Source organism: Brevundimonas faecalis, from assembly GCF_040549405.1.
Classification (GTDB): Bacteria; Pseudomonadota; Alphaproteobacteria; order Caulobacterales; family Caulobacteraceae; genus Brevundimonas; species Brevundimonas faecalis.
In genome coordinates this window covers 371,854-396,280 of sequence record NZ_JBEPTF010000003.1, presented here as the reverse complement: position 1 = coordinate 396,280, position 24,427 = coordinate 371,854, and the positions used below count along the sequence as shown (strand labels likewise).

General features: G+C 67.6%; 27 protein-coding genes. 9 read left to right on the top strand and 18 right to left on the bottom strand.

Annotated elements, in window-relative coordinates; genetic code table 11:
* Nucleotides 1-2 precede the first annotated feature (2 nt).
* The 3 genes from ABIE19_RS12875 to ABIE19_RS12865 all read right to left on the bottom strand — a co-directional run bounded on the left by ABIE19_RS12875 (nucleotide 3) and on the right by ABIE19_RS12865 (nucleotide 3,182).
* A complete protein-coding gene (locus ABIE19_RS12875) occupies nucleotides 3-896 on the bottom strand; it encodes a mechanosensitive ion channel family protein (RefSeq protein ID WP_354089592.1) in 894 nt (297 codons plus the stop codon).
* Between the two features lie 78 nt (nucleotides 897-974).
* Complete coding sequence (locus tag ABIE19_RS12870) at nucleotides 975-2,795, bottom strand: response regulator (RefSeq protein ID WP_354089591.1); 1,821 nt, start codon at nucleotides 2,793-2,795, stop codon at nucleotides 975-977.
* A gap of 78 nt (nucleotides 2,796-2,873) precedes the next feature.
* Nucleotides 2,874-3,182, bottom strand: a complete 309-nt coding sequence (locus ABIE19_RS12865; RefSeq protein ID WP_354089590.1) for a BolA family protein — start codon at nucleotides 3,180-3,182, stop codon at nucleotides 2,874-2,876.
* A gap of 45 nt (nucleotides 3,183-3,227) precedes the next feature.
* On the opposite strand from ABIE19_RS12865, the gene ABIE19_RS12860 reads away from it, so the two are divergent.
* Entirely contained in the window at nucleotides 3,228-3,896 is a 669-nt protein-coding gene (locus ABIE19_RS12860; protein WP_354089589.1) for a J domain-containing protein, read from the top strand.
* Here ABIE19_RS12860 and ABIE19_RS12855 read toward each other — a convergent pair.
* On the bottom strand, nucleotides 3,856-4,140 hold the full coding sequence (locus ABIE19_RS12855) for a hypothetical protein (RefSeq protein ID WP_354089588.1): 285 nt from the start codon (nucleotides 4,138-4,140) through the stop codon (nucleotides 3,856-3,858). The genes ABIE19_RS12860 and ABIE19_RS12855 overlap by 41 nt on opposite strands.
* Before the next feature lie 132 nt (nucleotides 4,141-4,272).
* On the opposite strand from ABIE19_RS12855, the gene ABIE19_RS12850 reads away from it, so the two are divergent.
* The 3 genes from ABIE19_RS12850 to cobS are packed head-to-tail and all read left to right on the top strand — an operon-like array spanning nucleotide 4,273 to nucleotide 6,835.
* A complete protein-coding gene (locus ABIE19_RS12850) occupies nucleotides 4,273-4,701 on the top strand; it encodes an organic hydroperoxide resistance protein (RefSeq protein WP_354089587.1) in 429 nt (142 codons plus the stop codon).
* 12 nt (nucleotides 4,702-4,713) lie between these two features.
* On the top strand, nucleotides 4,714-5,820 hold the full coding sequence (locus tag ABIE19_RS12845; RefSeq protein WP_354089586.1) for an FAD-dependent oxidoreductase: 1,107 nt from the start codon (nucleotides 4,714-4,716) through the stop codon (nucleotides 5,818-5,820).
* A 10-nt stretch (nucleotides 5,821-5,830) separates the two neighbouring features.
* Nucleotides 5,831-6,835 (top strand): cobaltochelatase subunit CobS, encoded by a 1,005-nt coding sequence (cobS, locus tag ABIE19_RS12840; RefSeq protein ID WP_354089585.1) that lies wholly within the window; start codon nucleotides 5,831-5,833, stop codon nucleotides 6,833-6,835.
* A 36-nt stretch (nucleotides 6,836-6,871) separates the two neighbouring features.
* Here the strand turns inward: cobS and ABIE19_RS12835 are convergent, their stop codons facing one another.
* The 7 genes from ABIE19_RS12835 to ABIE19_RS12805 all read right to left on the bottom strand — a co-directional run bounded on the left by ABIE19_RS12835 (nucleotide 6,872) and on the right by ABIE19_RS12805 (nucleotide 13,164).
* Nucleotides 6,872-7,291: a J domain-containing protein gene (locus ABIE19_RS12835; RefSeq protein WP_354089584.1), complete on the bottom strand. Its 420-nt coding sequence runs from the start codon at nucleotides 7,289-7,291 to the stop codon at nucleotides 6,872-6,874.
* Nucleotides 7,292-7,298: 7 nt separating this feature from the next.
* The gene (locus ABIE19_RS12830) at nucleotides 7,299-8,132 is read right to left on the bottom strand and encodes a division plane positioning ATPase MipZ (RefSeq protein ID WP_354089583.1); all 834 of its coding nucleotides are present in this window, start codon (nucleotides 8,130-8,132) and stop codon (nucleotides 7,299-7,301) included.
* 99 nt (nucleotides 8,133-8,231) lie between these two features.
* Nucleotides 8,232-8,858 carry an SPOR domain-containing protein gene (locus ABIE19_RS12825; RefSeq protein ID WP_354089582.1) on the bottom strand — a complete coding sequence of 209 codons (627 nt, stop codon included), beginning with the start codon at nucleotides 8,856-8,858 and terminating at the stop codon, nucleotides 8,232-8,234.
* A gap of 79 nt (nucleotides 8,859-8,937) precedes the next feature.
* A complete protein-coding gene (locus tag ABIE19_RS12820) occupies nucleotides 8,938-9,699 on the bottom strand; it encodes a chorismate mutase (RefSeq protein ID WP_354089580.1) in 762 nt (253 codons plus the stop codon).
* Between the two features lie 421 nt (nucleotides 9,700-10,120).
* Nucleotides 10,121-10,690 (bottom strand): prephenate dehydratase domain-containing protein, encoded by a 570-nt coding sequence (locus tag ABIE19_RS12815; protein WP_354089579.1) that lies wholly within the window; start codon nucleotides 10,688-10,690, stop codon nucleotides 10,121-10,123.
* Nucleotides 10,687-12,057, bottom strand: a complete 1,371-nt coding sequence (locus tag ABIE19_RS12810) for a class II 3-deoxy-7-phosphoheptulonate synthase (protein WP_354089578.1) — start codon at nucleotides 12,055-12,057, stop codon at nucleotides 10,687-10,689. Before ABIE19_RS12810 ends, ABIE19_RS12815 begins: the two co-directional genes overlap by 4 nt.
* Before the next feature lie 51 nt (nucleotides 12,058-12,108).
* Entirely contained in the window at nucleotides 12,109-13,164 is a 1,056-nt protein-coding gene (locus ABIE19_RS12805) for an enoyl-CoA hydratase/isomerase family protein (protein ID WP_354089577.1), read from the bottom strand.
* Between the two features lie 105 nt (nucleotides 13,165-13,269).
* Between ABIE19_RS12805 and ABIE19_RS12800 the strand changes: the two genes are divergently transcribed.
* Nucleotides 13,270-13,698, top strand: a complete 429-nt coding sequence (locus ABIE19_RS12800; RefSeq protein WP_354089575.1) for a hypothetical protein — start codon at nucleotides 13,270-13,272, stop codon at nucleotides 13,696-13,698.
* Between the two features lie 15 nt (nucleotides 13,699-13,713).
* Here ABIE19_RS12800 and ABIE19_RS12795 read toward each other — a convergent pair whose 3' ends face one another.
* Genes ABIE19_RS12795 through ABIE19_RS12785 form a run of 3 tightly spaced genes read right to left on the bottom strand, consistent with a single transcriptional unit; the run spans nucleotide 13,714 to nucleotide 15,573 of the window.
* Nucleotides 13,714-14,136: a type II toxin-antitoxin system VapC family toxin gene (locus ABIE19_RS12795; RefSeq protein ID WP_354089574.1), complete on the bottom strand. Its 423-nt coding sequence runs from the start codon at nucleotides 14,134-14,136 to the stop codon at nucleotides 13,714-13,716.
* Nucleotides 14,114-14,383, bottom strand: a complete 270-nt coding sequence (locus ABIE19_RS12790) for a type II toxin-antitoxin system Phd/YefM family antitoxin (RefSeq protein WP_354089573.1) — start codon at nucleotides 14,381-14,383, stop codon at nucleotides 14,114-14,116. Before ABIE19_RS12790 ends, ABIE19_RS12795 begins: the two co-directional genes overlap by 23 nt.
* 53 nt (nucleotides 14,384-14,436) lie before the next feature.
* Entirely contained in the window at nucleotides 14,437-15,573 is a 1,137-nt protein-coding gene (locus tag ABIE19_RS12785) for an isobutyryl-CoA dehydrogenase (RefSeq protein ID WP_354089572.1), read from the bottom strand.
* 341 nt (nucleotides 15,574-15,914) lie between these two features.
* On the opposite strand from ABIE19_RS12785, the gene hemB reads away from it, so the two are divergent.
* The gene (gene hemB, locus ABIE19_RS12780) at nucleotides 15,915-16,916 is read left to right on the top strand and encodes a porphobilinogen synthase (RefSeq protein WP_354089571.1); all 1,002 of its coding nucleotides are present in this window, start codon (nucleotides 15,915-15,917) and stop codon (nucleotides 16,914-16,916) included.
* Here hemB and ABIE19_RS12775 read toward each other — a convergent pair.
* On the bottom strand, nucleotides 16,913-17,416 hold the full coding sequence (locus tag ABIE19_RS12775; protein ID WP_354089570.1) for a flavin reductase family protein: 504 nt from the start codon (nucleotides 17,414-17,416) through the stop codon (nucleotides 16,913-16,915). The genes hemB and ABIE19_RS12775 overlap by 4 nt on opposite strands.
* 130 nt (nucleotides 17,417-17,546) lie before the next feature.
* Here ABIE19_RS12775 and ABIE19_RS12770 point away from each other — a divergent pair, with 130 nt between their 5' ends.
* Entirely contained in the window at nucleotides 17,547-18,449 is a 903-nt protein-coding gene (locus ABIE19_RS12770; RefSeq protein WP_354089569.1) for a flagellar motor protein MotB, read from the top strand.
* A 115-nt stretch (nucleotides 18,450-18,564) separates the two neighbouring features.
* Nucleotides 18,565-19,299, top strand: coding sequence for an arginyltransferase (locus ABIE19_RS12765; RefSeq protein WP_354089568.1), 735 nt, complete (start codon nucleotides 18,565-18,567; stop codon nucleotides 19,297-19,299).
* Between the two features lie 2 nt (nucleotides 19,300-19,301).
* Here ABIE19_RS12765 and ABIE19_RS12760 read toward each other — a convergent pair whose 3' ends face one another.
* The 3 genes from ABIE19_RS12760 to parC form a co-directional block, all read right to left on the bottom strand.
* A complete protein-coding gene (locus ABIE19_RS12760) occupies nucleotides 19,302-20,336 on the bottom strand; it encodes a M48 family metallopeptidase (RefSeq protein ID WP_354089567.1) in 1,035 nt (344 codons plus the stop codon).
* A gap of 6 nt (nucleotides 20,337-20,342) precedes the next feature.
* Complete coding sequence (locus tag ABIE19_RS12755) at nucleotides 20,343-20,912, bottom strand: LemA family protein (RefSeq protein WP_354089566.1); 570 nt, start codon at nucleotides 20,910-20,912, stop codon at nucleotides 20,343-20,345.
* Between the two features lie 90 nt (nucleotides 20,913-21,002).
* Nucleotides 21,003-23,216, bottom strand: a complete 2,214-nt coding sequence (gene parC / locus ABIE19_RS12750; RefSeq protein WP_354089565.1) for a DNA topoisomerase IV subunit A — start codon at nucleotides 23,214-23,216, stop codon at nucleotides 21,003-21,005.
* Between the two features lie 102 nt (nucleotides 23,217-23,318).
* On the opposite strand from parC, the gene ABIE19_RS12745 reads away from it, so the two are divergent.
* The gene (locus ABIE19_RS12745) at nucleotides 23,319-24,389 is read left to right on the top strand and encodes an NAD(P)H-dependent flavin oxidoreductase (protein WP_354089564.1); all 1,071 of its coding nucleotides are present in this window, start codon (nucleotides 23,319-23,321) and stop codon (nucleotides 24,387-24,389) included.
* The last annotated feature ends 38 nt before the right edge of the window (nucleotides 24,390-24,427 follow it).

Here is a 24,427-nt window from a genome sequence, read left to right as displayed (position 1 = left end):
TCTCAGTCCTTCTCGGCGCGGTCACGGTAGGGAATCTCGACCTGATGCGGATAGGGGATCTCGATCCCCGCCGCGTCCAGGGCCTCCTTGCCGCCCTGCATCAGGTCGGCCTGGGTCTGCCACCAGTCGCCGACGCCGACCCAGGCGTGCAGGGTGATCTCCACCGCGCTGTCCTTCAGCGCCGTCACCCCGGTCCAGGGCTCGGGGTCGGTCCGGACGGCCTTGTGCGCCTTCGCCGCCGTCGCCAGGACATCGCAGGCCGACTTCAGGTTGTCGCCGTAGCCGACGGTGAACTTGATCTCGATCCGGCGCGTCTTCTGGCCCGTCAGGTTGACGATGACGTCGCTCAGCACCTTGGAATTCGGAATGACGATCTTGTGGTTGTTGGCGTTGGTCAGCTGGGTTGTGAACAGATCCAGCTTCTGCACCGTGCCGGATGCGCCGCTGACGTCGATCACCTCGCCCACGCGATAGGGGCGCAGCATCAGCAGCATCACGCCCGCCGCCACATTCGACAGGGTGCCCTGCAGCGCCAGGCCGACCGCCAGCGAGGCCGCGCCCAGGACCGCGATGATCGAGGTCGTCTGCACGCCCAGCCGCTGCAGCACGGCGATCATGCCGATGATGATGACCACCACGCGCACCACCTGAGCGGCGAAGGACAGGACCGTCTGGTCATTGCGGAAGGCGCGCGTGCGCCCCAGCACCCGGCGCGTCACCCCCGACGCCCATCGGGCGACGAACAGGGTGACGATGAAGATCAGCGCCGCGACGGTCAGGTTGATCGCCAGGTCGCCCGCGACATCGGCCAGCTTGGCCAGGACGGCGGCGTCCACGCTCAATCGCTTCTCGCCGGTCGCGACGGCCTGGGTCAGGGTTTCAGAAATGGGAGCCATGCACCGGGTCTAGCGCCTGCCTCCGCGAATGGAAGCCCGCCGTCGCGCCTTTTTGGCCGATAACGGCGATCCGGCGTCTCAGGCGGCCTTGGCCGCCGCTTCCGCCTCGGCTCCGGCCTGGTTCAGCGCTTGCCGTCCCCTGGGCGCTTCGGCCATCAGGGCCGCCAGGCTGCGGAAGTCGATCGGCTTGTTCAGATAGGCGTCGGCGCCCGCCTCCAGCCCCGCCTCATGATCTTCGATCCGGGCGGACGCGGACAGGACCACGACCGGGGTCTCAGCGTTGATCCCCCCGCCCTCGCGTATGCGTCGCGTCGCGGTCAGGCCGTCCATCACCGGCATGTTGACGTCCATGATGATCAGGTCGAACCGCTGGTCGCGGGCCAGGTCCAGCGCCGCCTGACCGTTCTCGGCCGTGGCGATGCGGTGGCCCGCCGCGCCCATCCAGGCTTCCAGGATCATGCGGTTGACGGGGTGATCCTCGACCACCAGCACGTTCATGTGGTCGCCGTCCTCGATCGCGGCGTCGGCTTCCTCGGCCTCGGCGGCCGGGCTCCATTCCACCACCTCGCCCTCGATGGCCAGGACGAAGGTCGACCCTTCGCCCAGACGCGAGGAGACGGTGATGTCGCCGCCCATGATATGGGCCATGCGCCGCGCGATGGTCAGGCCCAGGCCTGTCCCCCCGAATCGGCGCGTGGAGGAGTTGTCCACCTGGGTGAAGGGCTGGAACAGGCGCTCCAGGTCCTCGGCGGATATGCCCGCCCCGCTGTCCATGACGGTGAATTCGAAACCGGCGCGCCGTTCCGAGATGCGCCGACCGCGCACGACGTAGCGGATCTCGCCCTGGTCAGTGAACTTGACCGCGTTCGACAGCAGGTTCTGCACCACCTGGCAGACCCGCAAGGGGTCGCCGCGCACCACGGCCGGCAACTCGCCCTCGAAGGAAGAGCTCAGCGTCAGCCCCTTGGCCGCCGCCTGAGCCTCGAACGGACCGATGATGCGCCGATGCAGGTCGTCCATGTGGATGTCGACCATGTCGAAGCTCATCTTGCCCGCCTCGATCTTGGTCATGTCGAGGATGTCGTTCAGCAGGCTCAGCAGATTGTCGCCCGAGTTGCGGATGATCGACAGATACTCGCGCTGCGCGCCCTCCAACCGGGTCGCGCTCAGCAACTGGGCCGCACCCAGGACGCCGTTCATCGGCGTGCGCAGCTCGTGCGAGATGACGCCCAGGAAGTTGGACTTGGCCTGGCTGGCGGCGTCGGCCTTGTCGCGTGCGGCCTCCAGTTCCTCGATCAGGTGGGCCTGATGCTCCTGGAAGGCGCGGATACGCTCCTCGCGCAGCATGGTCATGGTCACGAGGACGAACAGGCTGGCGGCCGTGAACGGCAGGACCGTCACGAAGGGCCAGAACAGCGGACCGCCGATCAGGCTGACCGCAATGATCAGCCCCGCCGCCCCATAGGGCGAGGAGATCATCAAGGCCTGGCGCGGCGAATTCCGAAGCTGGGCGAAGACCAGCACATAGCCCGACACCAGCAGGGCGATCGCCAGTTCCCGGCCGAAGTGCGAGGCCGAATACCAGGCCAACAGGGGCGCCACGGCCCAGACGGCCGTCGTCGCAGTCGCCACGGCCGGGAAGACCATGCCCCAGCCCGCGCCGGCGCGCTGGCTGACCCGCTTTTCCGTTTCGCCGCGCAGGGCGCCGGCGCAGATGGTGGCGACCAGCCACAAGAGGCTCGGCGTCATGCCGACCGTCACCATCAGGCTGATCGCCCAGCTGACGATGATCACATAGCGCAGGTAGTGGGTCTGCAGGATGGCGGTCAGCGCTTGCGCGGCTTCACCCGGAGCTTGTCCATCCAAACCCTTGAAGCCGTCGGATCCCACCACTCGCATGCCCCCGCATCTGCAAATCAGTTCGGCGCGAACGCTAGGCCCAAGTACCTAAGACGAAGTGAATAGCAAAAATCATTGTTACAGGCCCGCGACGCCCGCTTCTGAAACCGTCAGCGCACGGATCGACATGGCGTGTACCGGTCCGGCCAGTTCTTCCTTCAGAGCGGCGTTCACCGCGCGCTGGCGCGCCACGCGCCCCTGCCCCTCGAACACGTCGGCGACGATCAGCAGCTGGAAATGGCTTTCGCCGCCGTCCTTCGCATCGATTCCGCCTTCATGGTGATGACCGGCGTGTTTCCAGCTGTCGTCCTCCAGTTCGATCCGGTCAGGCGCGAAGGCCTCGGTCAATTTCCGGCGGATAATTGCGGCGACGGGGCCATCTGACATCGGTCATTCCTTGAAGCTGTCCAAATCGGGCTTACACTTCGGGCGATGTCCGCGTCTTTTCAATACAAGCCTCGCTTCACCGATATTCGCGTGAAGCCCCCCGCGCCTGACGATGAACAGGCGGAGGCCGACGTCCTGCGCCTGAAACCCGGCGAAAAGCCCTGCCAATGGCCCGATTGCTCGCGCCCCGCGACCGCCCGCGCGCCCAAATCGCGTGAGCAGATCAACGAGTTCTATGACTTCTGCCAGGCCCACGCAGGCCAGTACAACAAGGGCTGGAACTTCTACGCCGGCATGAGCGAGGGCGAGATTCGCACCGCCCAGGAAAACGAGGCCATGACCGGCGGCCGCCCGACCTGGGAGATGAAGGCCGGCAAGAACACGCGCGAAGCCGCCGCCTTCGCCGCCAAGTTCGGCTCTGCGCCCAACCAGGGCGCAGGCTCATGGCGCGACAGCTACGGCCTGTTCGGACGCCGGACCCAGGAATTCAGCGGTCCTGCCGCCGAGGATCACCGCATGGGCAAGCTGGAACGCGCCGCCCTGGCCGACCTCGACCTGGCGCCCGGCGCCGACAAGGCCGCGGTCAAGGCCCGCTATCATGAACTGTTGAAACGCTTCCACCCCGACACCAACGGCGGGGATCGCGGCGCCGAAGCCAAGCTTCAGCGCGTCATCAAGGCTTGGAAGACCCTGAAGAAGGCCGGCCACGCCTGAGCCAGCGCAGGCGCCCCTCGCCTTCCGGCCCTGGGGCGCCTTCGGCCGCAGCCTTGATCCGCCTGACGATGCTGTCGCGACCGCTGTCCCAGATTTCGGCGAAGCCCGCGCCGCCGCCGTCGGCCATCATGCGTCGCGTCTCCGTCACCGCCTCGGCCAGGCTGTCCGCGTCCAGGGCGAACATTATCGGCGTGCGCTCAGGCGCGTCGTAGACATAGCAGAAGTACTGAGCATGCCGTTGCATGACGTCTTCCCCGACGAAAGTCGCCACAATTGTTAACGCCGTTCCGTGAAGTTTACAAATCACGGAAACGTTGTGCGCCGGCTGGCCGCTCCCATATCCTTTCCATCGGCCTTGAACCCAGGAGACGCCCCGATGGAAGTCCTGTACCGCGCCCACGCCACGGCTTCGGGAGGCGGCCGCGATGAAGGCCGCTCCGCCACCGACGACGGCAAGATCGACGTCCGCCTGTCCGTCCCCACCGAAATGGGCGGCAAGGGCGGCGACGGCACGAACCCTGAACAGCTCTTCGCCACCGGCTACGCCGCCTGCTACCTGGGCGCCCTGCGGCTGGTCGCGGGTAAGGCCGGAACCCCGGTCGGCCCGGACACCAAGGTCACCGCCGGCGTCGGCTTCGGAAAGAACACGCGCGGCGAAGGCTTCAACCTGGACGTCTCGCTCCAGGTCACGGACCACGGCCTCGATCAGGCCGTGATCGACGACCTGATCCACAAGGCCCATCAGGTCTGCCCCTATTCCAACGCCACGCGCGGCAATATCGACGTGGCCCTCAGCGCAGGCTGAGGCGCCTGCGAGGTGGACGGGTCCCCTCAGGTCCTGATCGTCGGCGCCGGTCCCACGGGACTGGCGGCGGCCCTGTTTCTGTCGATGCGCGACGTAGCCGCCCGCATCATCGACCAGGCCGCGACGCCCACGACCACGTCAAAGGCGCTGGGCGTCAATCCGCGCACCCTGGACCTGTTGCAGGCTTCCGGCGTCACAGCCCGGATACTGGCCGAGGCCCAGACCGTCGCCCGCCTGCATATCCATCGCCACGGCCGAACCCTGGCGCAGATCCACCTCGACGAGCTCGACCTCGACGCCCGCTTCCCCCTGGCCATCCTTCCCCAGGCCCGCACCGAGGCCCTGCTGACCGAGGCCCTCGCCGCTCGCGGCGTCGCCGTGGAGCGCGACCTGGCCCTGATCGACCTGCAGGACGCGGAGATGGTCACGGCGACCCTGTCTTCCGGCGAATCCGTGCGGGCGCCCCTGCTGTTCGCCGCCGACGGCGCCCATTCCGCCGTGCGCAAGGCCCTGAGCCTGGACTTCCCCGGCGACGCCTGGGACGAGCCCTGGCAGTTGATCGACGTCGACCTGGACGGTCCTCCCGGCGATGAGGCCTGGATCGACTTCCGCGAAGACGCTCTTTTCGTCTGCCTGCCCTATTCCGGCGCGCGGTTTCGACTGATCGGCTTCGGCCCGCCCTTGCTGGACAACCTGCCTGAAGGCTGGCGGGCCGGCGCCGTGCGCTGGCGCTCGGACTTCCACATCTCGCACCGCATGGCCGCGGCCATGAGCCTGGGCCATGTCGCCCTGGGCGGAGACGCCGCCCACATCCATTCCCCGATCGGCGCGCGGGGCATGAACCTGGGGATCGAGGACGCCTTCGTCTTCGCCGACTGCGCCGCCGACTTCCTCAGCGGCCAGAAGGAGCGAATCAGGGACTACGACCGCCTGCGCCGGCCGACGGACATGGCCGTGGTGCGGCGCGTCCGGGCCCTGACCGCCTTCGTGCGGAACACGGGCGCCGGGGCCGATCTGGCGCGGCGCGCGGCCATTCCCGTCGCCGCCCGCCTGCCCTTCCTGATCGAACGTGTCGCGCGGATCGGTCTGGGCCTCGACCACCCGGTCCGCCTGCGCTAATCGCTCTTGCATGACCTCTCCGCTCGACGCCTCCCCCGATCCGCTCGTCACGCTGGAACCGCACCGCAAGGTCACGCTGAAGGAAGCGTTCGGCATTGATTCCGACATGGTCGTGCCCGCCTTCGACACGCGCGACAGCCATGTGCCCGAGATCGACGACACCTATCGCTTCGATCCCCAGACCACGATCGCCATCTGCGCCGGCTTCGCCTACGACCGCCGCGTCATGGTCCAGGGCTATCACGGCACCGGCAAGTCGACCCATATCGAGCAGGTCGCCGCCCGCCTGAACTGGCCCCTGGTCCGCATCAACCTGGACAGCCACGTCAGCCGCATCGACCTGATCGGCAAGGACGCCATCGTCCTGAAGGACGGCAAGCAGGTCACCGAATTCCGTGAAGGCATCCTGCCCTGGGCGCTGCAACGTCCCGTCGCCCTGGTCTTTGACGAATATGACGCCGGCCGTCCCGACGTCATGTTCGTCATCCAGCGCGTGCTGGAGGCCCAGGGCCGCCTGACCCTGCTGGACCAGAACCGCGTCATCCGTCCGAACCGCTGGTTCCGCCTGTTCGCCACGTCCAACACCGTCGGCCTGGGCGACACCACGGGCTTGTACCACGGCGCCCAGCAGATCAATCAGGCCCAGCTCGACCGCTGGAACATCGTCACCACCCTCAACTACCTCGACCACGACGTGGAGGCCGAGATCGTCGTCGCCAAGGTGCCGGAGTGGAACGACGCCGAGGGCAAGCGCCGGATCGCCGCCATGGTCCGCGTCGCCGACATGACCCGCAACGCCTTCATGAACGGCGACATCTCCACCGTCATGTCGCCCCGCACGGTCATCACCTGGGCCCAGAACGCCATCATCTTCGGCGGCGACCTCGCCCTGTCCTTCCGCCTGACCTTCCTGAACAAGTGCGACGAACTGGAACGTCCCACCATCGCGGAGTTCTACCAGCGCGCCTTCGGCGAGGACCTGCCGGAATCGGCGACGCGGGTGAAGATCGGCTGATCCCACCGCCTTCTTCCGTTCAGGAAGAAGGCGGTCCTACTTCCGCATCAGCAGGTCCCGCGCGGCGTTGACGCGCGCGGCGAGGCCTTCGGTGCCGCCCTGATCGGGATGGGCGCGGGCCATCAGCTTGCGCCACGCCGCCTGGATTTCAGCCGGACCGGCCGTCGCCGAAACGCCCAGAACGGAACGCGCCTCGCTTTCGGTCATGCGTTCCGCGCGCGGCGGAAGGGGTCGAACGCGCGACTGATAGGCCAGCCACAGCCCCGTCCCCGCCATTCCCGCTGCGATCAGATAGGCGCCGCGCGCCGCAGCCAGGGCCGCTCCGCCCAGCAGGACCGCGCTCAACAAGGTGGCGGACACGCGCCAATGGCCGCGCCCCGCGCGCTCCGTCTGACGCCCCAGTCGGACCAGCGCCCAGACCGCCACGGCGGCCAGCGCCAGCCAGATCAGGCCCATCGACGTCTCAGGCCGCGGCGTCCAGAGGCGCCAGGGCGTCCTCCAGCCCCAGGGCCAGCATCAGGTTCCGCAGTTCCTGCCGCGCCGCGACGTGGGCCAGGGACACCGACACGGGTCGGACCTCGTTCGACAGATCCGCCACCGTCAGGCCGAAGGGGAAGAGTTCGCGATAGATGACGCGGTCGCGCAGGCCCGGCCCGACGCGGAAGCCGACCCGCTTGGCCAGCTTGTTCATCCGCTCTTCCAGGCGACGACGGTTGCGCGCCTCGGCCACGGCTAGGCGGTTGGTGACGACGATCCAGTCGATCGTCACCTGACGTCCCTCGGTGATGGCGCGGTGCTTGCGCGCCTCCCAGACGCTCTCGGAATAGATGGAGGGCTTCTTCAGCTCCAGCGTCACCGGATCGACCTCGCCCAGGAGATCGAAGTCGACGAAGCTGTCGTTCATCGGCGTCACGATCTGGTCGGCGCGGCCATGCGCGGCCCGCGACAGGGCCGTATCGCCGCCCGGGGTGTCGATCAGGATGACTTCGGCCGCGGCCTGCGCCTCGGCGTAGGCCGCCTCGAACCGGGCCAGTTGCTCCGCTTCGTCGGCCTTGGCCAGGGCCTTGCCGTCGCCCATGTCGGGGACGAAGGGCAAGGGCAGGTCGTGCCCGTTGGCCGCCGCCCAGGCGGCGCGGTTGGAGAAGAAACGCTCCATCGACCGCTGGCGCAGGTCCAGGTCGATGATCGCCACCTTGCGGCCCGCGTGCAGCAGGCCGGTGACGATGTGAATGGCCAGGGTGGACTTGCCCGCCCCGCCCTTTTCGTTGCCGATGACGATGACCAGAGGCTGCGCCATGAGAAGTCCCGTTGTTTTCAGCAGGCGCGACTCATCTCTGCTCGCCGCCCGCCCATGACCGGGAAGATCGTGCCCCGATCGCCGGTCGTCAACGAAACCTTAAGCCTTGCCTGTGGACGACGCGGCTTCCGCCGCCCGAACGCACCAGGGATCAGAGGCCGCCGCCGCCGCGCACAGGGCCGCCGCCTGTCCGGAAGCCGCCCGCACCTTGAGGCGCACCAGACGACGTCCGTTCACCTCGACCGGTTCATAAACTGGCGTCAGTCCATCGGCGTCCCGGCTCAACCGCCCCCAGGCCGCCTGGGCCGCATCGCGGCTGGCGAAGGCGCCCAGTTGGATCAGCACCGCCGAGGCCGGTCGATGGGCAGGCGGCGCCGGACGCGCGGCCGGCTCGGCCTTCGGCGCCTCCGGATCGATGAAGTCTGGGACCATGGCGGGCAGGACCTGGGCCGCCTTGCCGGTCAGCCCGTCGCGGGCGTCCCACAGCTGATGCGGCGTCAGAAGCTCGACCCTCAGGGGCCGCCGCTCCGCCTCGTCCGGCGAAGCGTCCCGAACGGGTTCGGCCTTCAGCGGCGCCGCGGCCTCGTCCGTCGTCAAGGGAATGGCCGCGATCCGGTCGGCCATGGCCTCGAACCGATGCGGATCGCGCTCCGTAACGCCGCAGCCGGCCAGGAGCGCCGCAAGGGCGCCGGCCGGCACAAGCTTGAAAAGAGAGGCGGCGTTCATGACGCCACCTTGAACGCCTTCCTTTGCAGCAGGGTTCACGAACAGGCTTAAAACCCGTTCACCCTGTTTTAGGAAAAGCTCAGCCGATGGCGCCGACGCAGCCTTCCACGTCGCCCGGCGCCACGTCGGCGTCGGTCAGGGCCAGGGTCCAGCCGTGGTGGGTGTTCAGGCCCCAGCGGCGGGCGCCCGAGCCGTCGCCGGCGTCGCCGCCGACCGTCACCACCACGCGCCGCCCCTTGGGCAGGGCCGGCGGATCGATCTTGCCCACGGCCAGGGAGGTCGGGGTCTCGCCGCCGTAGCCGTCGAAGACGCTCAGCATCGACCATTCGCGACGCAGGCCCATCCACCAGGCGTCCTCGGTGTTGATCGACAGGACCGCCACGCCATGCCCCTCGGCCGCATGGGCCAGGGCGGCCTGCGGGTCGCGGACCAGCTTGATGTCGGCGGCGGCGCCGAAGCGCAGGCGAGCGCCGTCCACGGCCTTGGCCGGATCGATCGGGGCCCAGACATGGACCTGAAGCCGGCCCTGACGGGCCAGGCCCCAGCCGACGATCTCGCGCCACAGATGCTCGGCCGCCTCGCGGTTCTCGGGCTGGCACTGCTTCAGGACGCGAGCCTGGACGGCCTGCTCGCGGTCGGGGCGCAGCTTGGTGTGGGGGCCGGTCGGGGCGTCCTTGGCCTTGCCCACCTGGGCGGCGACGGCCAGGCGGCGCTCGAACAGCTCAAGGATCTGATCGTCCAGGCTGTCGATCTCGGCGCGCAGGGCGGCCAGGGCCTTCTGCTCGGGCGACAGTTCGGTTTGGTCAGCGGGCCAGACTTGCTGGAGGGCGGATTGCGACATGGGAATAGGCTTTCGGCATGGGAATTTCGATAGGGAGAGCCGCGTCCGCCTGTCTACAGACAGGGACGCGCATGGAGGCCGCTCGGTGAGAAGCGGTCGCCGGAGAGACTGTCAGGTTTGGTTAGAAGCCCGACGCCTCAGCCGGCGTATCGAAAGCCGTAATAGCCGTAGCCAAAATAAAAGCCGGCCACCGCGCGCGAGGTGGTTTCAAGGGTCATTTGTGCGCGCAGCGAGGACATGGGTCCGGTCCGGTTTCTGGATCAGGGTCGATCCGATCAGGTCTTAAAGACGCAAACTTCGTGCGCGGTCAAGCCTTCGAGCGAAATCGGTTCGAATGTTTTCCCATTCGAACCCAGATATTCGCTCCAGAATTATCCAAGAGCCGCGCCTCACGGCGCCGACGGAATTTCACCTCAAGCAGTCAGGCTCTTGGCGCAGTGAACAGGACAAATCGCGTCCGGTTGTCGCTGAAATCCTGCAGATCGTTGCGCAGAACCGACAGGCCGTAGACCTCGGCCGCGCGGGCCGGCGCCACGGCGGCGCGCGTCACGTCGCCCGCCTCGGCCACGGCGGCGGCGGCTCCACCGGTGTCGAAGACCTCCACGGCGACGATCTTCATCTCGCCCAGGGCCTTCGTGCACTGCTGCAGGGCCACGGGATGGCTTTCGGCCGTCTTCACGTCCGACAGACGCGCATCCGGCACGCCCAGCAGGGCCAGGCGGATCGGTCGCCAGGCGTCGCTGATCGGCGTCAGACCGGCCTCCCGCACCAGGGTGGCGGCCGGCTCGACCACGCCGACAGTCGAGTTCTCGACCGGGATCAGGGCGCAATGGCAATCGCCGCTCAGGACGGCGTCGATCGCCCCTTGAAAGGTCTCATGGCCTACCGCCTCGTCCCAGGGACGCAGGTCCAGGCAGGCTTCGTGACTGAAGGCGCCCGGCGCGCCCTGATAGGCGACGCGGCCGGGCTCTTCCTCTGTCCCTGCTGTCATGCCGCCTCGGCGCGGGCCAAACGCCCGGCCTTCAGCCGCTCCGCCACCAGGAAGGCCAGCTCCAGCGCCTGGTCGGCGTTCAGGCGCGGGTCGCAGTGGGTGTGATAGCGGCTGGACAGATCGTCCTCGGTCACCGCCTGGGCGCCGCCCAGGCATTCGGTGACGTTCTGGCCGGTCATCTCCAGATGGACGCCGCCGGGGTGGACGCCCTCGGCCTCGGCCACGTCGATGAAGCTGCGGACCTCGCCCATGACGCGGTCGAACGGTCGGGTCTTGTAGCCGTTGGCGGCCTTGAGCGTATTGCCGTGCATCGGGTCGATCGACCAGATGACGCGCTTGCCCTCGGCCTTCACTGCCCGCATCAGGGCCGGCAGGCGGTCGCCGACCTTGTCGTGGCCGAAGCGGCCGATCAGGGTCAGGCGGCCCGGGATGTTGTTCGGGTTCAGGGCGTCGATCAGCGGCAGGATGTCCTCCGCCGTCATGGTCGGCCCGCACTTCACGCCGATCGGGTTCGAGATGCCGCGCATGAACTCGACGTGGGCGCCGTCCAGCTGACGGGTGCGTTCGCCGATCCACAGCATGTGGGCCGAGGTGTCGAACCATTCGCCCGTCGAGCCTTCCAGGCGCGTCAGGGCGCTTTCGACGTTCAGCAGCAGGGCTTCGTGGCTGGTGAAGACCTCGACGCGCGACAGGTCGGGATGGGTCTCGGGCGTGACGCCGACCGCCTCCATGAAGGCCAGGGCCTCGGTGATCTTGTCGGCCAGCTCGCGGTAGGCCGCGCCCGCGCCGTTGTCGGCGAAGCCCAGGGTCCAGCGGTGGATGTTGTAGAGGTCGGCATAGCCGCCGCCGGCGAAGGCGCGCAGCAGGTTCAGCGTCGAGGCTGACTGATTATAGGCCTTCAGCAGGCGCTGCGGATCGGGCACGCGCTCTTCAGGCGTGAAGCCCATGCCGTTGATGATGTCGCCGCGATAGGACGGCAGTTCGACCCCGCCGATCTCCTCGATCGGCGACGAGCGCGGCTTGGCGAACTGACCGGCGATACGGCCGACCTTCACCACCGGCTTGCGGCCGGCGAAGGTCAGGACCACCGCCATCTGCAGGATCAGGCGGAAGGTGTCGCGGATGTTGTCGGTCGAGAACTCCTTGAAGCTCTCGGCGCAGTCGCCGCCCTGCAGCAGGAAGGCGTTTCCGGCCTCGACCTGGGCCAGATGGCTGGTCAGCTTGCGCGCCTCGCCCGCAAAGACGAGGGGCGGCATGGCCCGCAGTTCGTCTTCGACGCGCACCAGTTCGGCGGCGTCAGGATAGTCCGTCGGCATATGGACGACGGGCTTGTTTCTCCAGGATTCAGGGGTCCAGCGCTTAGTCATTTCGCCAAGATAGGCTTTCCGGCGATCTGGAACAACAAACCTTGCAGAAAATCAGCCGATAAGCGGCTTCCATGCCTCACCTTCCGGCAGGGGCGCGAACAGATCCTCGACCAGATCGTCCGAAACCGCCGAAAGTTCGGCCGGGGACCAGCGGGGCGCATTGTCCTTGTCCACGATGACGGCGCGCACGCCTTCCTGGAAGTCGTGGGTCCGCACCACCCGCCCGCCCAGGGCGTATTCCATCGCCATGTTGTCGGCGAAGGCGGTCAGCTTCGCCCCGGTGCGGATCTGGCGCAGGGAGACCTTCAGCGACTGCGGCGACTTGGTCTTCAGAATATCGAGTTGCTTCAGCGCCCAGTCCGAGCCGTCGGCCTGAAGGGCGGCGAAGATGTCCTCGACCGTGTCGAAGGCGAACAGACGGTCGATGGCCTCGCGATGCGCGTCCAACGGCGCCGGGCCCGCGTCGTCGGCCAGGCGATCCGCCACGGCCTTGGGGTCCGCCGGCACCGCCAGCAACTCGGCCTTCAGCCCCTCGATGTTCTCGCTCGCCACGAAATGGGTGTGAACGCCCAGGGCCACGGTGTCGGCCGCCTTCAGCCGCGCGCCTGTCAGCGCCAGCCAGACGCCCGTCTGCCCCGGCAGGCGCGGCAGGAACCAGCCCCCGCCCACATCTGGGAACAGGCCGATGCCCGTCTCCGGCATGGCGTAGGTGGTGCGTTCGGTGGCGATGCGGACGCCCGCCGGCTCGCTGATGCCCACGCCGCCGCCCATGACGATGCCGTCGACGACGGCCGTGATCGGCTTGGGATATTCGAACATCAGATGGTTCAGCTGATACTCGGTCATGAAGAAGGCCTTGGCCTCCGACGCATCCCCTGCCCCGCTCTCGGCGATCATGCGGATGTCGCCCCCGGCGCAGAAGCCGCGCTCGCCCGCGTGATCGATCAGCACCGACTTCACAGCGGCATCGTCGCGCCAGGCCAGCAGGGCCTCGATCATCGCCTCGCACATGGCCCGGTTCAGGGCGTGGATCGCCTTGGGCCGGTTCAGGGTGATGCGACCGACGTGGTTCTCGATGCGGGTGATGACTTCGGCTTCGATGCTCATGCGACCGATCTAGAGCCGACGCCTTCACGGGTAAAGCCGAGACCGGCTTGCATTCGCGTCGCCGGGACGGTGGTATGGCGTCAGTTTGCAGACGAGAGGTTCTTCATGCTCGCCACCGCGATGACCGCCGCCCTGGCCCTAACCGTCCCCGCCGATGGGAACAGCGATCAATGGCTGGCGCGGGACGTATCGGGCGAAGGACCGATCGCCAGCTTCCTGAGCTGGAACTACAGCAACGTCATCACTCGCGCTCACTGTGCGAACGGACAGGTCACGCTCCAGTACTTCTACACCTTCCCGGAGGCGCCGAGCCCGGCTGAAGCCCCTCTGGCCCTGCTGATCGACGGCGCCTCCCACCGGCTGGCGCCCTCGGTCGATGACATGGACAGGCAGGTCTACACCCTCTCGTCCCAAGGAAAGGCCGCCCTGCGGCGGGCGCGAAACGTCGACCTCGACGCCCCCAACGAAGCGGACGAGCCCTGGTATCTGGGCCAGGCTGCAGCCCTGGTGGATCTGGCGAAACGCTGCGGCTGACGACTGAGTTCTTAGTCAGTCGTTTCTGAGGTCCAGAACCGGCTGTCCCGCCGCCCGCGCGGCGTCCAGAAGGGCGCCGTCGCGGGATGCGAGCGTCCCGTCGACCGCCAATGTCAGCCACAGATAGCTGACGTCGAACAGGCTCAGTCCGTTGGCCGCCGCCAGATGCGCCAGCCGCCTGATCGTAGCGGCATCAGGCGCCGGCTCGACCTCGATCTCGAAATCGGCCAGGCGTTCGAAGGCTTCGCTCAAATCGAAACCAGGATCGCGTCGCGCCTGCCGCACCAGCAGGTTCGTCATCTCCCAGTGAAAGACATGGGGCGCCGCCAATCGCCAGGCGTCGAGCTGTTCCAGCAGAGCCAGCGCGGAAGGCGTCGTCTGCGACGCCAACAGCCATGCGGCGGCCGCAGAGGCGTCAACGATCAGCGTCTTCGTCACGCGCGATCGCCTTCAGCTCTTCCCAGGACAGGGCGGCCCATTGCACATCCGCCGCCTGCTTGTGACGAAAGGCGTGTGTTCGCTCCGCCAGTTGCGCAGCCGTCGCCCGTCGCGCCGTCGGCTCGGGCGTCAGGCGCGCCACGGCCCGCCCGTGCCGGGTGATGACAATGACTTCGCCGTCTCGCTCCACCTCGTCGAGCAAGGTCGACAGATGAGTCTTGGCTTCCAGCACGCCCACGGAACGCATGACGACCTCCTGACCATAATTCTGGTCAGGATACCGAAAGCAGGAGCTTCACGCTACCGCGCCAGTTCCCGCGCCACGATCACGCGCATGATCTCGTTGGTGCCTTCCAGGATGCGATGCACCCGCAGGTCGCGCACGATCCGTTCCAGCGGATAGTCCTTCAGATAGCCGTAGCCGCCGTGCAGTTGCAGCGCCTGGTCGGCGATCTGGAAGCAGGCGTCGGTGGTCAGGCGCTTGGCCATGGCGCACCACTTGGTCTTTTCCGCGTGGCCGGTGTCGATGGCCCAGGCGCCGCGCAGCACCATCAGACGGGCGGCCTCAAGGTCCGTGGCCATGTCCGCCAACTCGAACTGGGTGTTCTGGAACTGGCCGATAGCCTGTCCGAACTGCTTGCGGCCGGCGACATATTCCTGGGCCGTCTCCAGCGCCAGACGCGCCCCGCCCAGCGAGCAGGCGGCGATGTTCAGGCGCCCGCCGTCCAGGCCGGCCATGGCGTATTTGAATCCCGCGCCTTCCTCACCCACCAGGTTGGCGGCCGGCACGCGGCAGTCGTCGAAGCTGACCACGGCGGTCGGCTGGGCGTTCCAGCCCATCTTCTTCTCATTGGCGCCGAAGGACAGGCCGGGCGTGTCCTTCTCCACCACGATGGTCGAGATTCCCTTGGGACCTTCGCCGCCGGTGCGGACCATGACGACGTAAACATCCGACGTCCCGGCGCCCGAGATGAAGGCCTTGGCCCCATTCAGCACATAGTGGTCGCCGTCGCGCACCGCCGTCGTCCGCAGCGCCGCCGCATCCGAGCCCGAGCCCGGCTCGGTCAGGCAGTAGCTGGCGATCTTCTCCATCCCGACCAGGGAAGGCACGAAGCGCGCCCGAAGCTCGTCCGAGCCGAACTTGTCGATCATCCATGTCGCCATGTTGTGGATCGAGATGAAGGCCGCCGTCGCCACGTCGCCGCGCGACAGTTCCTCAAAGATCAGCGCCGCCTCGACCCGGCCCAGGCCCATGCCGCCGTGTTCCTCGCCCGTATAGATGCCGGCGAAGCCCATCTCGGCGGCGGCCTTCAGCACATCGACCGGGAAATGCTTGTCCTCGTCCCACTGGGCCGAATGCGGAGCCAGTTCGGCCTCGGCGAAGGCGCGAGCCGCGTCCTGAATGGCGCGTTGGTCGTCGTTGAGGGCGAAGTCCATGATCTCTCTTACTCCCGAAGTCCGGCCTGCCCTCTTACGGGGCGTTTGCGCCGCTTCTATCCAAGCCCTTCCGAAACGTCACCCCACCCCGACGCCTTACGCCCGTTTCCGACGTCGCCGCGCGCTAGGCTGGCCTTCCCGCCCTGCCGCCCTACATTCATCACTGGCCGCCTCCGACCGCCGTTTCAGACGATTCAGACTCCGTTTTCGGGCGCCCCAGCCTCCGTTCCGGCTCGGGTTTCAGACATTTCAGACGATTCAGACCCAGATTTGGGCCTGACAACGCGCCGCCAAACCCCAAACCCGTTTCCCTGCCCCGCTTCGGGGTCTATGAGCCCTCCATGACCCTGCCCTTCCAGCCCGCCGCCTTCCCCTACGCCCGTCCGCGTCGCCTGCGTTCGCAGCCCTGGGTGCGTCGCCTGGTCGCCGAGACGACCCTGACGCCCGCCGACCTGATCTGGCCGCTGATCGTCCATGACGGCGGTGAGGATCGTCAGCCGATCGCCTCCATGCCGGGCGTCTTCCGCCTGTCGCCGAAGGAAGCCGCCAAGGCCGCCGTCGAGGCGCGTGATCTGGGCATCCCCATGGTCGCCCTGTTCCCGAACGTGAACGACGGGCTGAAGGACAATATCGGCACGGCCGCCAGCGATCCGGACGGCCTGATCCCCGACTGCATCAAGGCCATCAAGGACGCCGCGCCCGAGATCGGCGTCATGACCGACGTGGCGCTGGACTGCTACACCGACCACGGCCACGACGGGGTGCTGGAGGACGGCCGCATCGTCAACGACGCCACGCTGGAACGCCTGGCCGAACAGGCCTTCATCCACGCCCACGCCGGCGCCGACGCCGTGGCCCCCTCCGACATGATGGACGGCCGCGTCCAGGCCGTGCGAGAGGCGCTGGAGGCCAACGGCCTGTCGGACACGCTGATCATCAGCTACGCCGCCAAATACGCATCAAGCTTCTACGGTCCCTATCGCGACGCCGTCGGCTCGTCCAAGTCGCTGACCGGCGACAAGAAGACCTATCAGATGGACTACGCCAACGCCGACGAGGCCCTGCGCGAGGTGGCGATGGACATTTCCGAAGGCGCCGACGCCCTGATCGTCAAGCCGGGCCTGCCCTATCTCGACATCGTCCGCCTGGTCTCGGACACCTTCAAGATCCCGACCTTCGCCTATCAGGTGTCCGGCGAGTACGCGATGATGCAGGCCTCCATCGCCAACGGCTGGCTGGAGGAAGACCGCGCCATCCTTGAAACCCTGCACGCCTTCAAGCGCGCCGGGGCCTCCGGCGTCCTCAGCTACTTCGCGCCCAAGGCGGCGAGACTGCTGGGCTAGGCCGTCGGATCGGTCGCCTGTCCGTACTTCCCGCGGAAATAGGTCAGGGCGTCGCCGGGCCGGGTCTCGAAGGTCTCCACCCGGCCGACGATGACCAGGTGGTCGCCCATCAGGATGCGGTCATGGGTCTGGCAGCTCAGCCGCGTCACGGCGTTCAGCAGGCGCGGCGGTGCGGGATCGTCGACCGCGAACTCTCCGTCCGACAGGCGGCACACGCCCCAGGCGAAACGGTCCGACATGGCCTGATCCTCGACCGGCAGCATATGCACGGCGAAGCGCTCTGCGCCGGCGAAGGCGTCGTGCCGATCCGACTTCACGTCCATGCACCACAGCACCAGCGGCGGATCCAGGGACACGGAGGTGAAGCTGTTGACCGTGATGCCCAGCGGCCCCTCCGCTGTATGGGCCGTGACGACGCAGACCCCGGTCGCGAACCCGCCCAGGGCCTTGCGATAGGCGCGAGGGTCGAAGTCGGCGGGAACGGCGGGCGGACGTGACATGGCCCTCAGCTAGGCCGTGGCCGCCCTCGCGGCAAGGGCGGGGCGATCGCGATCTTTCCGTTCCGCAACCGCTTCTTAAGGCCCGCATGGGATTGAGGACGGTAGAACAGGGTTAAGACGGACCGCCCCCATGGCCATGAGCGATCGCCCGATCCTCATCAAGAAGGTGAAGAAGGTCTCCGGCGGGGGCCACCACGGCGGCGCCTGGAAGGTGGCCTACGCCGACTTCGTGACGGCCATGATGGCCTTCTTCCTGCTGATGTGGTTGATCAACACGACCGATCCGGAACAGAAGCGCGGCATCGCCGAATACTTCGCCCCGGCCAATGTCTCGGCCTCCACCTCCGGCTCCGGCGGCATCCTGGGCGGCACCGCCTTGGGCGACGACATGGGCGCCAAGGGCGCCGGCGCCAACTCCGTCATCCAGCAACTGGCTCCGGAAGCGCCCGACGCGCCCCAGGAAGCCGGACAGAACTCCAACCTGGCCTCCGCCAGTGAGGCCGCCCTGCGCGCCGAGATCGCCCGGCGTGAGGCCGCCGACTTCGCCAGCGCGGCCGAGAGCCTGCGCCAGGCCATGCAGTCCATGCCCGAACTGGCCGAACTGTCGAAACAGCTGATCATCGACCAGACGCCCGAAGGCCTGCGCATCCAGCTGGTGGACCAGGAAGGCCGGTCCATGTTCGAGAACGGCTCGGCCCGCCCCAACCCGCGCGCCCAGTTGCTGCTGCGCGCCGTGGCCAAGGTCGTCAACCAGTTGCCCAACCGCATTTCCGTCACCGGCCACACCAGCGCCGTCGCCGGCTCCAGCCGCGCCAGCGGTCCCGGCGACTGGTCCCTGTCCTCGGCTCGCGCCGACGCCTCGCGCCTGGTGCTGCAGGGGTCGGGCGTCAACGCCGACCGCGTCTATTCCGTCGCGGGCAAGGCCGGGTCCGATCCGCTGTATCCGGACGATCCTTCCCTGGCCGGCAACCGCCGCATCGCCATCGTCCTGTTGCGCGAGGCGCCGGTCCTGCCCACGGACACCAGCCTGTGACCGCAAGCGCCGCTCCCTCGCGGTCGGCGCTTGCGAAATCCCCGGCTTGGGCGCCAAATCGGGACATGAGCATCCAGGCGCGCCCGACGCCACGGCCTGAAACGGACCCTAGGCCGTGACCCAGCACTTCCCGACCCGACAGCTGCGGTTCTTCATGACCGCCAATGCGCCCTGCCCCTATCTGCCCGACCGGTTCGAGCGGAAGGTCTTCGCCAACCTGCCTTTCAGCGACGGCGCCGACGTCAACGACGCCCTGACCCAGGCCGGATTCCGCCGCAGCCAGAACATCGCCTATCGCCCGGCGTGCGAGGCCTGCGCCGCCTGCGTCTCCGTCCGCATCCCGGTGGCCGAGTTCGTCTTCTCGCGGTCCCAGCGCAAGATCCTGAACCGCAACGCCGACCTGTCGCGCGACCTGGTCGAGGCCGAAGCGACGATGGAGCAGTTCGACCTGCTGCGCCGCTACCTGGCGGCCCGGCACCCTGGCGGCGGCATGAGCGACATGGCCTGGTCCGACTATGTCTGCATGGTCGAGGATACGGCCGTCCGCACCCATCTGATCGAATACCGCCTGCCCGCGAACGACGATGGTCCCGGCGATCTGGTCGGGGTCTGCCTGACCGACCTGCTGCACGACGGCCTGTCCATGGTCTACAGCTTCTTCGACCCGGATATGGAACGCCGCAGCCTGGGTCAGTTCGCCATCCTGGACCACCTGCGCCAGGCCTCCACGGTCGGTCTGCCCTACCTCTACCTCGGCTACTGGGTCCAAGGCTCGCCCAAGATGGACTACAAGGCGAAGTTCAGGCCGATGGAGGCGCTACGGCCCCTGGGCTGGGAACGCCTGACCTAGAATCAGGTGGTCGGAACAGCCGTGCCGCTGGACGGCGAGACAGGCGTCGGTCCCCACGGCCCCTCGTCCCGGCCGCCGGCGAACTTCACCAGGGCCGCGATCCGTTTCTCGATCGGCGGATGGGTGGCGAAAAGACCGGCGAAGTCCGCCTTGTCCGCCGTATTGTCCAGGAACATGCCGCGCAGTTCGTCCGGCGCCTCGATCTTGGACTGACCCGACACCTTGCGCAGGGCCGAGATCATGGCGTCGGGGTTCTTGGTCAGTTCCACCGCCCCGGCGTCGGCTACATATTCCCGCGTCCGTGACAGGGTCATGCGGATGACGGCGGCAAGGCCGAAGCCGATCACCCCGATGGCCAGGCCGATCAGGATCAGGGGCATGGCGTTCTTGTTGTCCCGCCCACGCCCGCCACGCATGTAGAACAGGCTGCGGAACACCAGTTCGGCTATCACGCTGATGATCCCGGCGAAGATCGAGGCGATCACCATGGTCCGCACGTCCTTGTTGATGACGTGGGTCAGTTCGTGGGCCAGGACGCACTCCATCTCGTCTCGGCTCAGGGTCTGCATCAGGCCGCGCGCGACCGTGACGCTGTAGTTCCCCTCGTGCAGGCCGGACGCATAGGCGTTCAGCGACGGGCTTTCGATGATCCGCAGTGTCGGCGTCTTCATCCCGCGAGAGATCGCCAGGTTTTCCAGCAGGTTGTAGAGGTCCGGCTCGGCCCTGCGCTCGACCTTGCGCGCCCCGGTCATGACGTCGATCATCATCTGGTTGCCGAAATAGGCGATGACGAACCAGACCGCCGCCGCGACCGCCGCGAAGGGCACGGTCCAGCCCAGCATGGACGCCGCCAGCGCCAGGTCTTGGCCCAGGTCGCCGCCCGAGTTGGGCAGCAGGCCGAAGCCCATCATCAGCACCTGGACGCCGAACAGGATGCCGACCAGCAACACCGGGAACCCGGCCAGCAGGATCGCCGACCGGGCGTTGTTTTGCCAGATGTGGGTCTTGAGGCCGACGGCCCGACCGAAAACCGCCATTGGGGCTTAGAACTTCACCGTCGGCGGGGCGGCGTTCAGGGCGGCGCGCTCGCCCTCGCCCACGTCGAAGAAGGGCTTGTCGGCGCCGAATCCGAACATGCCGGCGAACAGCACCGTCGGGAACTGACGGCGCACGGCGTTGAACTCGCTGACCGCATTGTTGAAGAAGCGGCGCGCGGCGGCCAGCTTGTTCTCGATGTCCGACAGGTCCATCTGCAACTGCTGGAAGTTGGTGTTGGCTTTCAGGTCGGGATAGGCCTCCGATACGGCGAACAGACGGCCCAGGGCGCCGGTCAGCATGTTCTCGGCCTGCACCTTCTCGTCGATCGTGCGGGCGCCGGCGGCGGCGGCGCGGGCCTGGGTCACGGCGTCCAGGGTGCCGCGTTCGTGCGTGGCGTAGCCCTTTACCGTCTCGACCAGGTTGGGGATCAGGTCCTGACGCTGCTTCAACTGCACGTCGATGTCCGCGAACGACTGGTTCGCCGTCTGATCCAGCTTCACCAGCCGGTTGTAGGCGCCGACCACGACGAACAGCAGAACGACGACGATGACGCCGATGATGATCAGGGTGATCATTGAAATCTCCAACCTCGGCCCGATCGGCCTTGGACGGGATTATCGCAAGGGCTGACGGCGACCTCCAATGAAATCGCCGTCACCTTGGCCTCAGCGGAACTTCCTCATCCCGCGCGGGCCCTGGCGGCCGGCGCCGGCGCGTTTGCCCAGCCAGTCCTTCCAATCGGGCCAGTTGCGACGGCGACCGCCGCCGTCGGCCCACTCCGGCCCCGCCTCGGCGTTGAACACCGCCACGTCGACCAGACCGCCCTGCTTGTAGTTCTGCAGCTTCACGCCCTTGCCGCGGCCCATTTCGGGCAGTTCGGCCAGCGGGAAGATCAACGCCTTGATGTTCTCGCCGATGACCGCGACGTGGTCGCCCTGCGGGTTCGACGGGATGCGCAGCATGGACAGCATCTCGCCATTCAGCACCTGCTTGCCGCCGCGCTTCTGGGCCAGAAGCTCGTTCTCGGGCGCGATGAAGCCGTAGCCAGCCTTGGACGCCACCAGAAGCTTCGCATTCGGTTCGTGCGCCACGACATTGATAATCTCGGCCTTTTCGTCGAGATCGATCATCAGGCGCAGCGGTTCGCCGTGACCGCGACCGGAGGCCAGCTTGTCGGCGCCGATGGTGAAGATGCGCCCGTCCGAGGCCCCGACCAGCAGCTTGTCGGTGGTGAAGGCCGGGACCAGGAAGCCCAGGCTGTCGCCTTCCTTGAACTTCAGCTCCGAGGGATCCTCCACCTTGCCCTTGGCGGCGCGGATCCAGCCGCGCTCCGACAGGATGACGGTGATGGCTTCGCGCGGGATGAAGGCCTCGGGCGCGACCAGGGCCGAGCTGTCCACCGCCTCGCCGATGGTGGTGCGGCGTGGGGAGATCAGGGCCTTGCGGACCGCCTCCAACTCCTTGCCAATGGCCTTCCACTGCTTGGCTTCAGACGAGGTCAGCGCCTTCAGCGCCGCAAGTTCCGCCGACAGTTCATTGAATTCCTTCTCGATCGCCATTTCCTCGATCCGCGCCAGCTGACGCAGACGGGTGTCGAGGATGTAGTCGGCCTGCGGCTCGCTCAGGCCGAAGCGCGCGATCAGGACGGCCTTGGGCTGCTCCTCCTCGCGGACGATGCGGATCACCTCGTCCAGGTTGAGGAAGACGATGCGCAGGCCTTCCAGCAGGTGCAGGCGCTTTTCGACCCGCTCGATCCGCCATTGCGACCGGCGGTTCAGCACAACGCGGCGATGGTCGAGGAAGGCCTGCAGGCAGTCCTTCAGGCCCATGACGCGCGGCGTGCCGCTGGCGTCCAGCACGTTCATGTTGATCGGGAAGCGGACTTCCAGGTCGGAGAGCTTGAACAGGCTCTCCATCAGCATCTCGGGCTCGATGGTGCGGTTCTTGGGCTCGAGGATCAGGCGGATGTCTTCCGCCGACTCGTCGCGCACGTCGCCCAGCAGGGGCGCCTTCTTGTTCTCGATCAGATCGGCCAGACCCTCGATCAGGCGGCTCTTCTGCACCTGATAGGGCATCTCGGTGACGATGATGCGCCAGACGCCCCGGCCCAGGTCCTCGGTTTCCCAGCGGGCGCGCAGGCGCACGCCGCCGCGACCGGTCTCATAGGCGTCCAGGATGGAGGCATGGCCTTCGACCGAAACCCCGCCGGTCGGGAAGTCGGGTCCCGGCACGATCTGCACCAGTTCCTCGGTCGTCGCCTCGGGCCGTTCCAGCAGCAGTTGGCAGGCGTCGATCAACTCGCCGACGTTGTGCGGCGGGATCGAGGTCGCCATCCCCACGGCGATGCCCGACGAGCCGTTGGCCAGCAGATTGGGGAATCCGGCCGGCAGGACCACCGGCTCCTCGTCCTGATCGTCATAGGTAGGACGGAAGTCGACCGCGTCCTGATCGATGCCTTCCAGCAGCAGGACGGCGGCAGGCGTCAGCTTGCACTCGGTGTAGCGCATGGCCGCCGCGCTATCGCCGTCGATGTTGCCGAAGTTCCCCTGACCGTCGACCAGCGGATAGCGCTGAGCGAAGTCCTGGGCCAGACGGACCAGGGCCTCGTAGATGGAGGCGTCGCCGTGCGGGTGATAGCCGCCCATGACCTCGCCGACGACCTTGGCGCACTTGCGCGCCGCCGCCTGCGGGTTCAGCCGCATCTGGTGCATGGCGTACATGATGCGCCGGTGCACCGGCTTGAAGCCGTCGCGCACGTCGGGCAGGGCCCGGTTGGTGATGGTCGACAGGGCGTAGGCGAGATAGCGCTTCGACAGCGCCTCGCCCATCGGTTCTTCAACGATGCGGCCGCCGTCGGGCGTCGGGGTGTGGATGGTCATGCGCTTCGAATCACTGATCGGACGCGCAAAGTCTAGCGCAGCCGAGGCCTGACGCGGGGACTAGGAGCGCCTATCTGTGGAACGCCTGACACGGAGTTCGCGATGAAGACCGCCCTGACCGCCCGTTTCGACCTGTCATTCCCCCTGATTCAGGCGCCCATGGCCGGCACGTCGACCCCGGAATTGGCCGCCGCCGTCTCCAACGCGGGCAGCCTAGGCTCCATCGCGGTCGGGGCTGTATCGGCGCAGGAGGCGCGTCAGGCCATCCGGGCGACCAAGGCCCTGACCGATCGACCGTTCAACGTGAACCTGTTCTGCCACACGCCCGCCGCCCCTGATCCGGTCCGCGACAGAGCGTGGATCGACCACCTGCGCCCCCTGTTCGCGACCTTCGGCGCCGCGCCGCCCGAAACCCTGAACGACATCTATCAGAGCTTCGTGACCGACGACGCCAAGCTGGCCGTCCTGTTGGAGGAAAGGCCGGCCGTGGTCAGCGTCCATTTCGGCCTGCCGCGACCGGATCAGGTCGCGGCGCTGAAAGCGGCCGGGATCGCCCTGATCGCCACGGCCACCACGCCGGAGGAAGGGCGAACGGCCGTCGCCGCCGGTATCGACATGGTGGTGGCGCAAGGCATGGAGGCTGGCGGCCATCGCGGAGTCTTCGATCCGGCGGACGACCCGCGCTTCGCGACCCTGCCCCTGACCCGGTTGCTGGCGCGCGAACTGCACGTTCCGGTCATTGCGGCGGGCGGGATCATGGACGGGGCTGGGATAGCGGCGGCCCTGGCGCTGGGAGCGGCGGGCGCGCAGTTGGGCACGGCCTTCGTCTCCTGTCCGGAGTCCGCCGCCAATCCGGCCTATCGCGCCGCCTTGGCCGGCCCTCGCGCCGAACGCACCCGCGTCAGCCCGGTCCTCTCCGGCCGTCCGGCGCGCGGGATCGAAAACACCTTCATGCGACGCGCGGACGAAGCCCTCGTCGCCGCCTATCCCTACGCCTACGACATCGGCAAGGCCCTGAACGCCGCCGCCGGCCTGCAAGGCGACGACGGCTACGCCCCGCAATGGGCCGGTCAGGCCGCGCCGCTGGGACGCGCCCTGCCCGCCGCCGAACTGGTCGAGGTTCTGGCCCAGGAAACCCGCGACGCTGTCCGCGACCTGCAACGGCTGTTGTAACCCGACGCCGTCCAGCGCGTTCACCAAGAACCGAGACC

Coding starts and splice junctions, on each gene's coding strand:
- ABIE19_RS12835 (WP_354089584.1), bottom strand. CDS start 7,291: ATGGGCCTGATCTGGCTGGCGCTGGCCGCCGTGGCGGTCTGGGCGCTG.
- ABIE19_RS12790 (WP_354089573.1), bottom strand. CDS start 14,383: ATGCGTTCCGTGGGCGTGCTGGAAGCCAAGACTCATCTGTCGACCTTG.
- ABIE19_RS12820 (WP_354089580.1), bottom strand. CDS start 9,699: ATGTCGCAATCCGCCCTCCAGCAAGTCTGGCCCGCTGACCAAACCGAA.
- ABIE19_RS12830 (WP_354089583.1), bottom strand. CDS start 8,132: ATGGCGCAGCCTCTGGTCATCGTCATCGGCAACGAAAAGGGCGGGGCG.
- ABIE19_RS12875 (WP_354089592.1), bottom strand. CDS start 896: ATGGCTCCCATTTCTGAAACCCTGACCCAGGCCGTCGCGACCGGCGAG.
- ABIE19_RS12805 (WP_354089577.1), bottom strand. CDS start 13,164: ATGAGCATCGAAGCCGAAGTCATCACCCGCATCGAGAACCACGTCGGT.
- ABIE19_RS12760 (WP_354089567.1), bottom strand. CDS start 20,336: ATGGCGGTTTTCGGTCGGGCCGTCGGCCTCAAGACCCACATCTGGCAA.
- ABIE19_RS12815 (WP_354089579.1), bottom strand. CDS start 10,690: ATGACAGCAGGGACAGAGGAAGAGCCCGGCCGCGTCGCCTATCAGGGC.
- ABIE19_RS12800 (WP_354089575.1), top strand. CDS start 13,270: ATGCTCGCCACCGCGATGACCGCCGCCCTGGCCCTAACCGTCCCCGCC.
- ABIE19_RS12850 (WP_354089587.1), top strand. CDS start 4,273: ATGGAAGTCCTGTACCGCGCCCACGCCACGGCTTCGGGAGGCGGCCGC.
- ABIE19_RS12770 (WP_354089569.1), top strand. CDS start 17,547: ATGGCCATGAGCGATCGCCCGATCCTCATCAAGAAGGTGAAGAAGGTC.
- ABIE19_RS12785 (WP_354089572.1), bottom strand. CDS start 15,573: ATGGACTTCGCCCTCAACGACGACCAACGCGCCATTCAGGACGCGGCT.
- ABIE19_RS12865 (WP_354089590.1), bottom strand. CDS start 3,182: ATGTCAGATGGCCCCGTCGCCGCAATTATCCGCCGGAAATTGACCGAG.
- ABIE19_RS12745 (WP_354089564.1), top strand. CDS start 23,319: ATGAAGACCGCCCTGACCGCCCGTTTCGACCTGTCATTCCCCCTGATT.
- ABIE19_RS12870 (WP_354089591.1), bottom strand. CDS start 2,795: ATGCGAGTGGTGGGATCCGACGGCTTCAAGGGTTTGGATGGACAAGCT.
- ABIE19_RS12775 (WP_354089570.1), bottom strand. CDS start 17,416: ATGTCACGTCCGCCCGCCGTTCCCGCCGACTTCGACCCTCGCGCCTAT.
- parC (WP_354089565.1), bottom strand. CDS start 23,216: ATGACCATCCACACCCCGACGCCCGACGGCGGCCGCATCGTTGAAGAA.
- hemB (WP_354089571.1), top strand. CDS start 15,915: ATGACCCTGCCCTTCCAGCCCGCCGCCTTCCCCTACGCCCGTCCGCGT.
- cobS (WP_354089585.1), top strand. CDS start 5,831: ATGACCTCTCCGCTCGACGCCTCCCCCGATCCGCTCGTCACGCTGGAA.
- ABIE19_RS12860 (WP_354089589.1), top strand. CDS start 3,228: ATGTCCGCGTCTTTTCAATACAAGCCTCGCTTCACCGATATTCGCGTG.
- ABIE19_RS12825 (WP_354089582.1), bottom strand. CDS start 8,858: ATGAACGCCGCCTCTCTTTTCAAGCTTGTGCCGGCCGGCGCCCTTGCG.
- ABIE19_RS12855 (WP_354089588.1), bottom strand. CDS start 4,140: ATGCAACGGCATGCTCAGTACTTCTGCTATGTCTACGACGCGCCTGAG.
- ABIE19_RS12755 (WP_354089566.1), bottom strand. CDS start 20,912: ATGATCACCCTGATCATCATCGGCGTCATCGTCGTCGTTCTGCTGTTC.
- ABIE19_RS12810 (WP_354089578.1), bottom strand. CDS start 12,057: ATGACTAAGCGCTGGACCCCTGAATCCTGGAGAAACAAGCCCGTCGTC.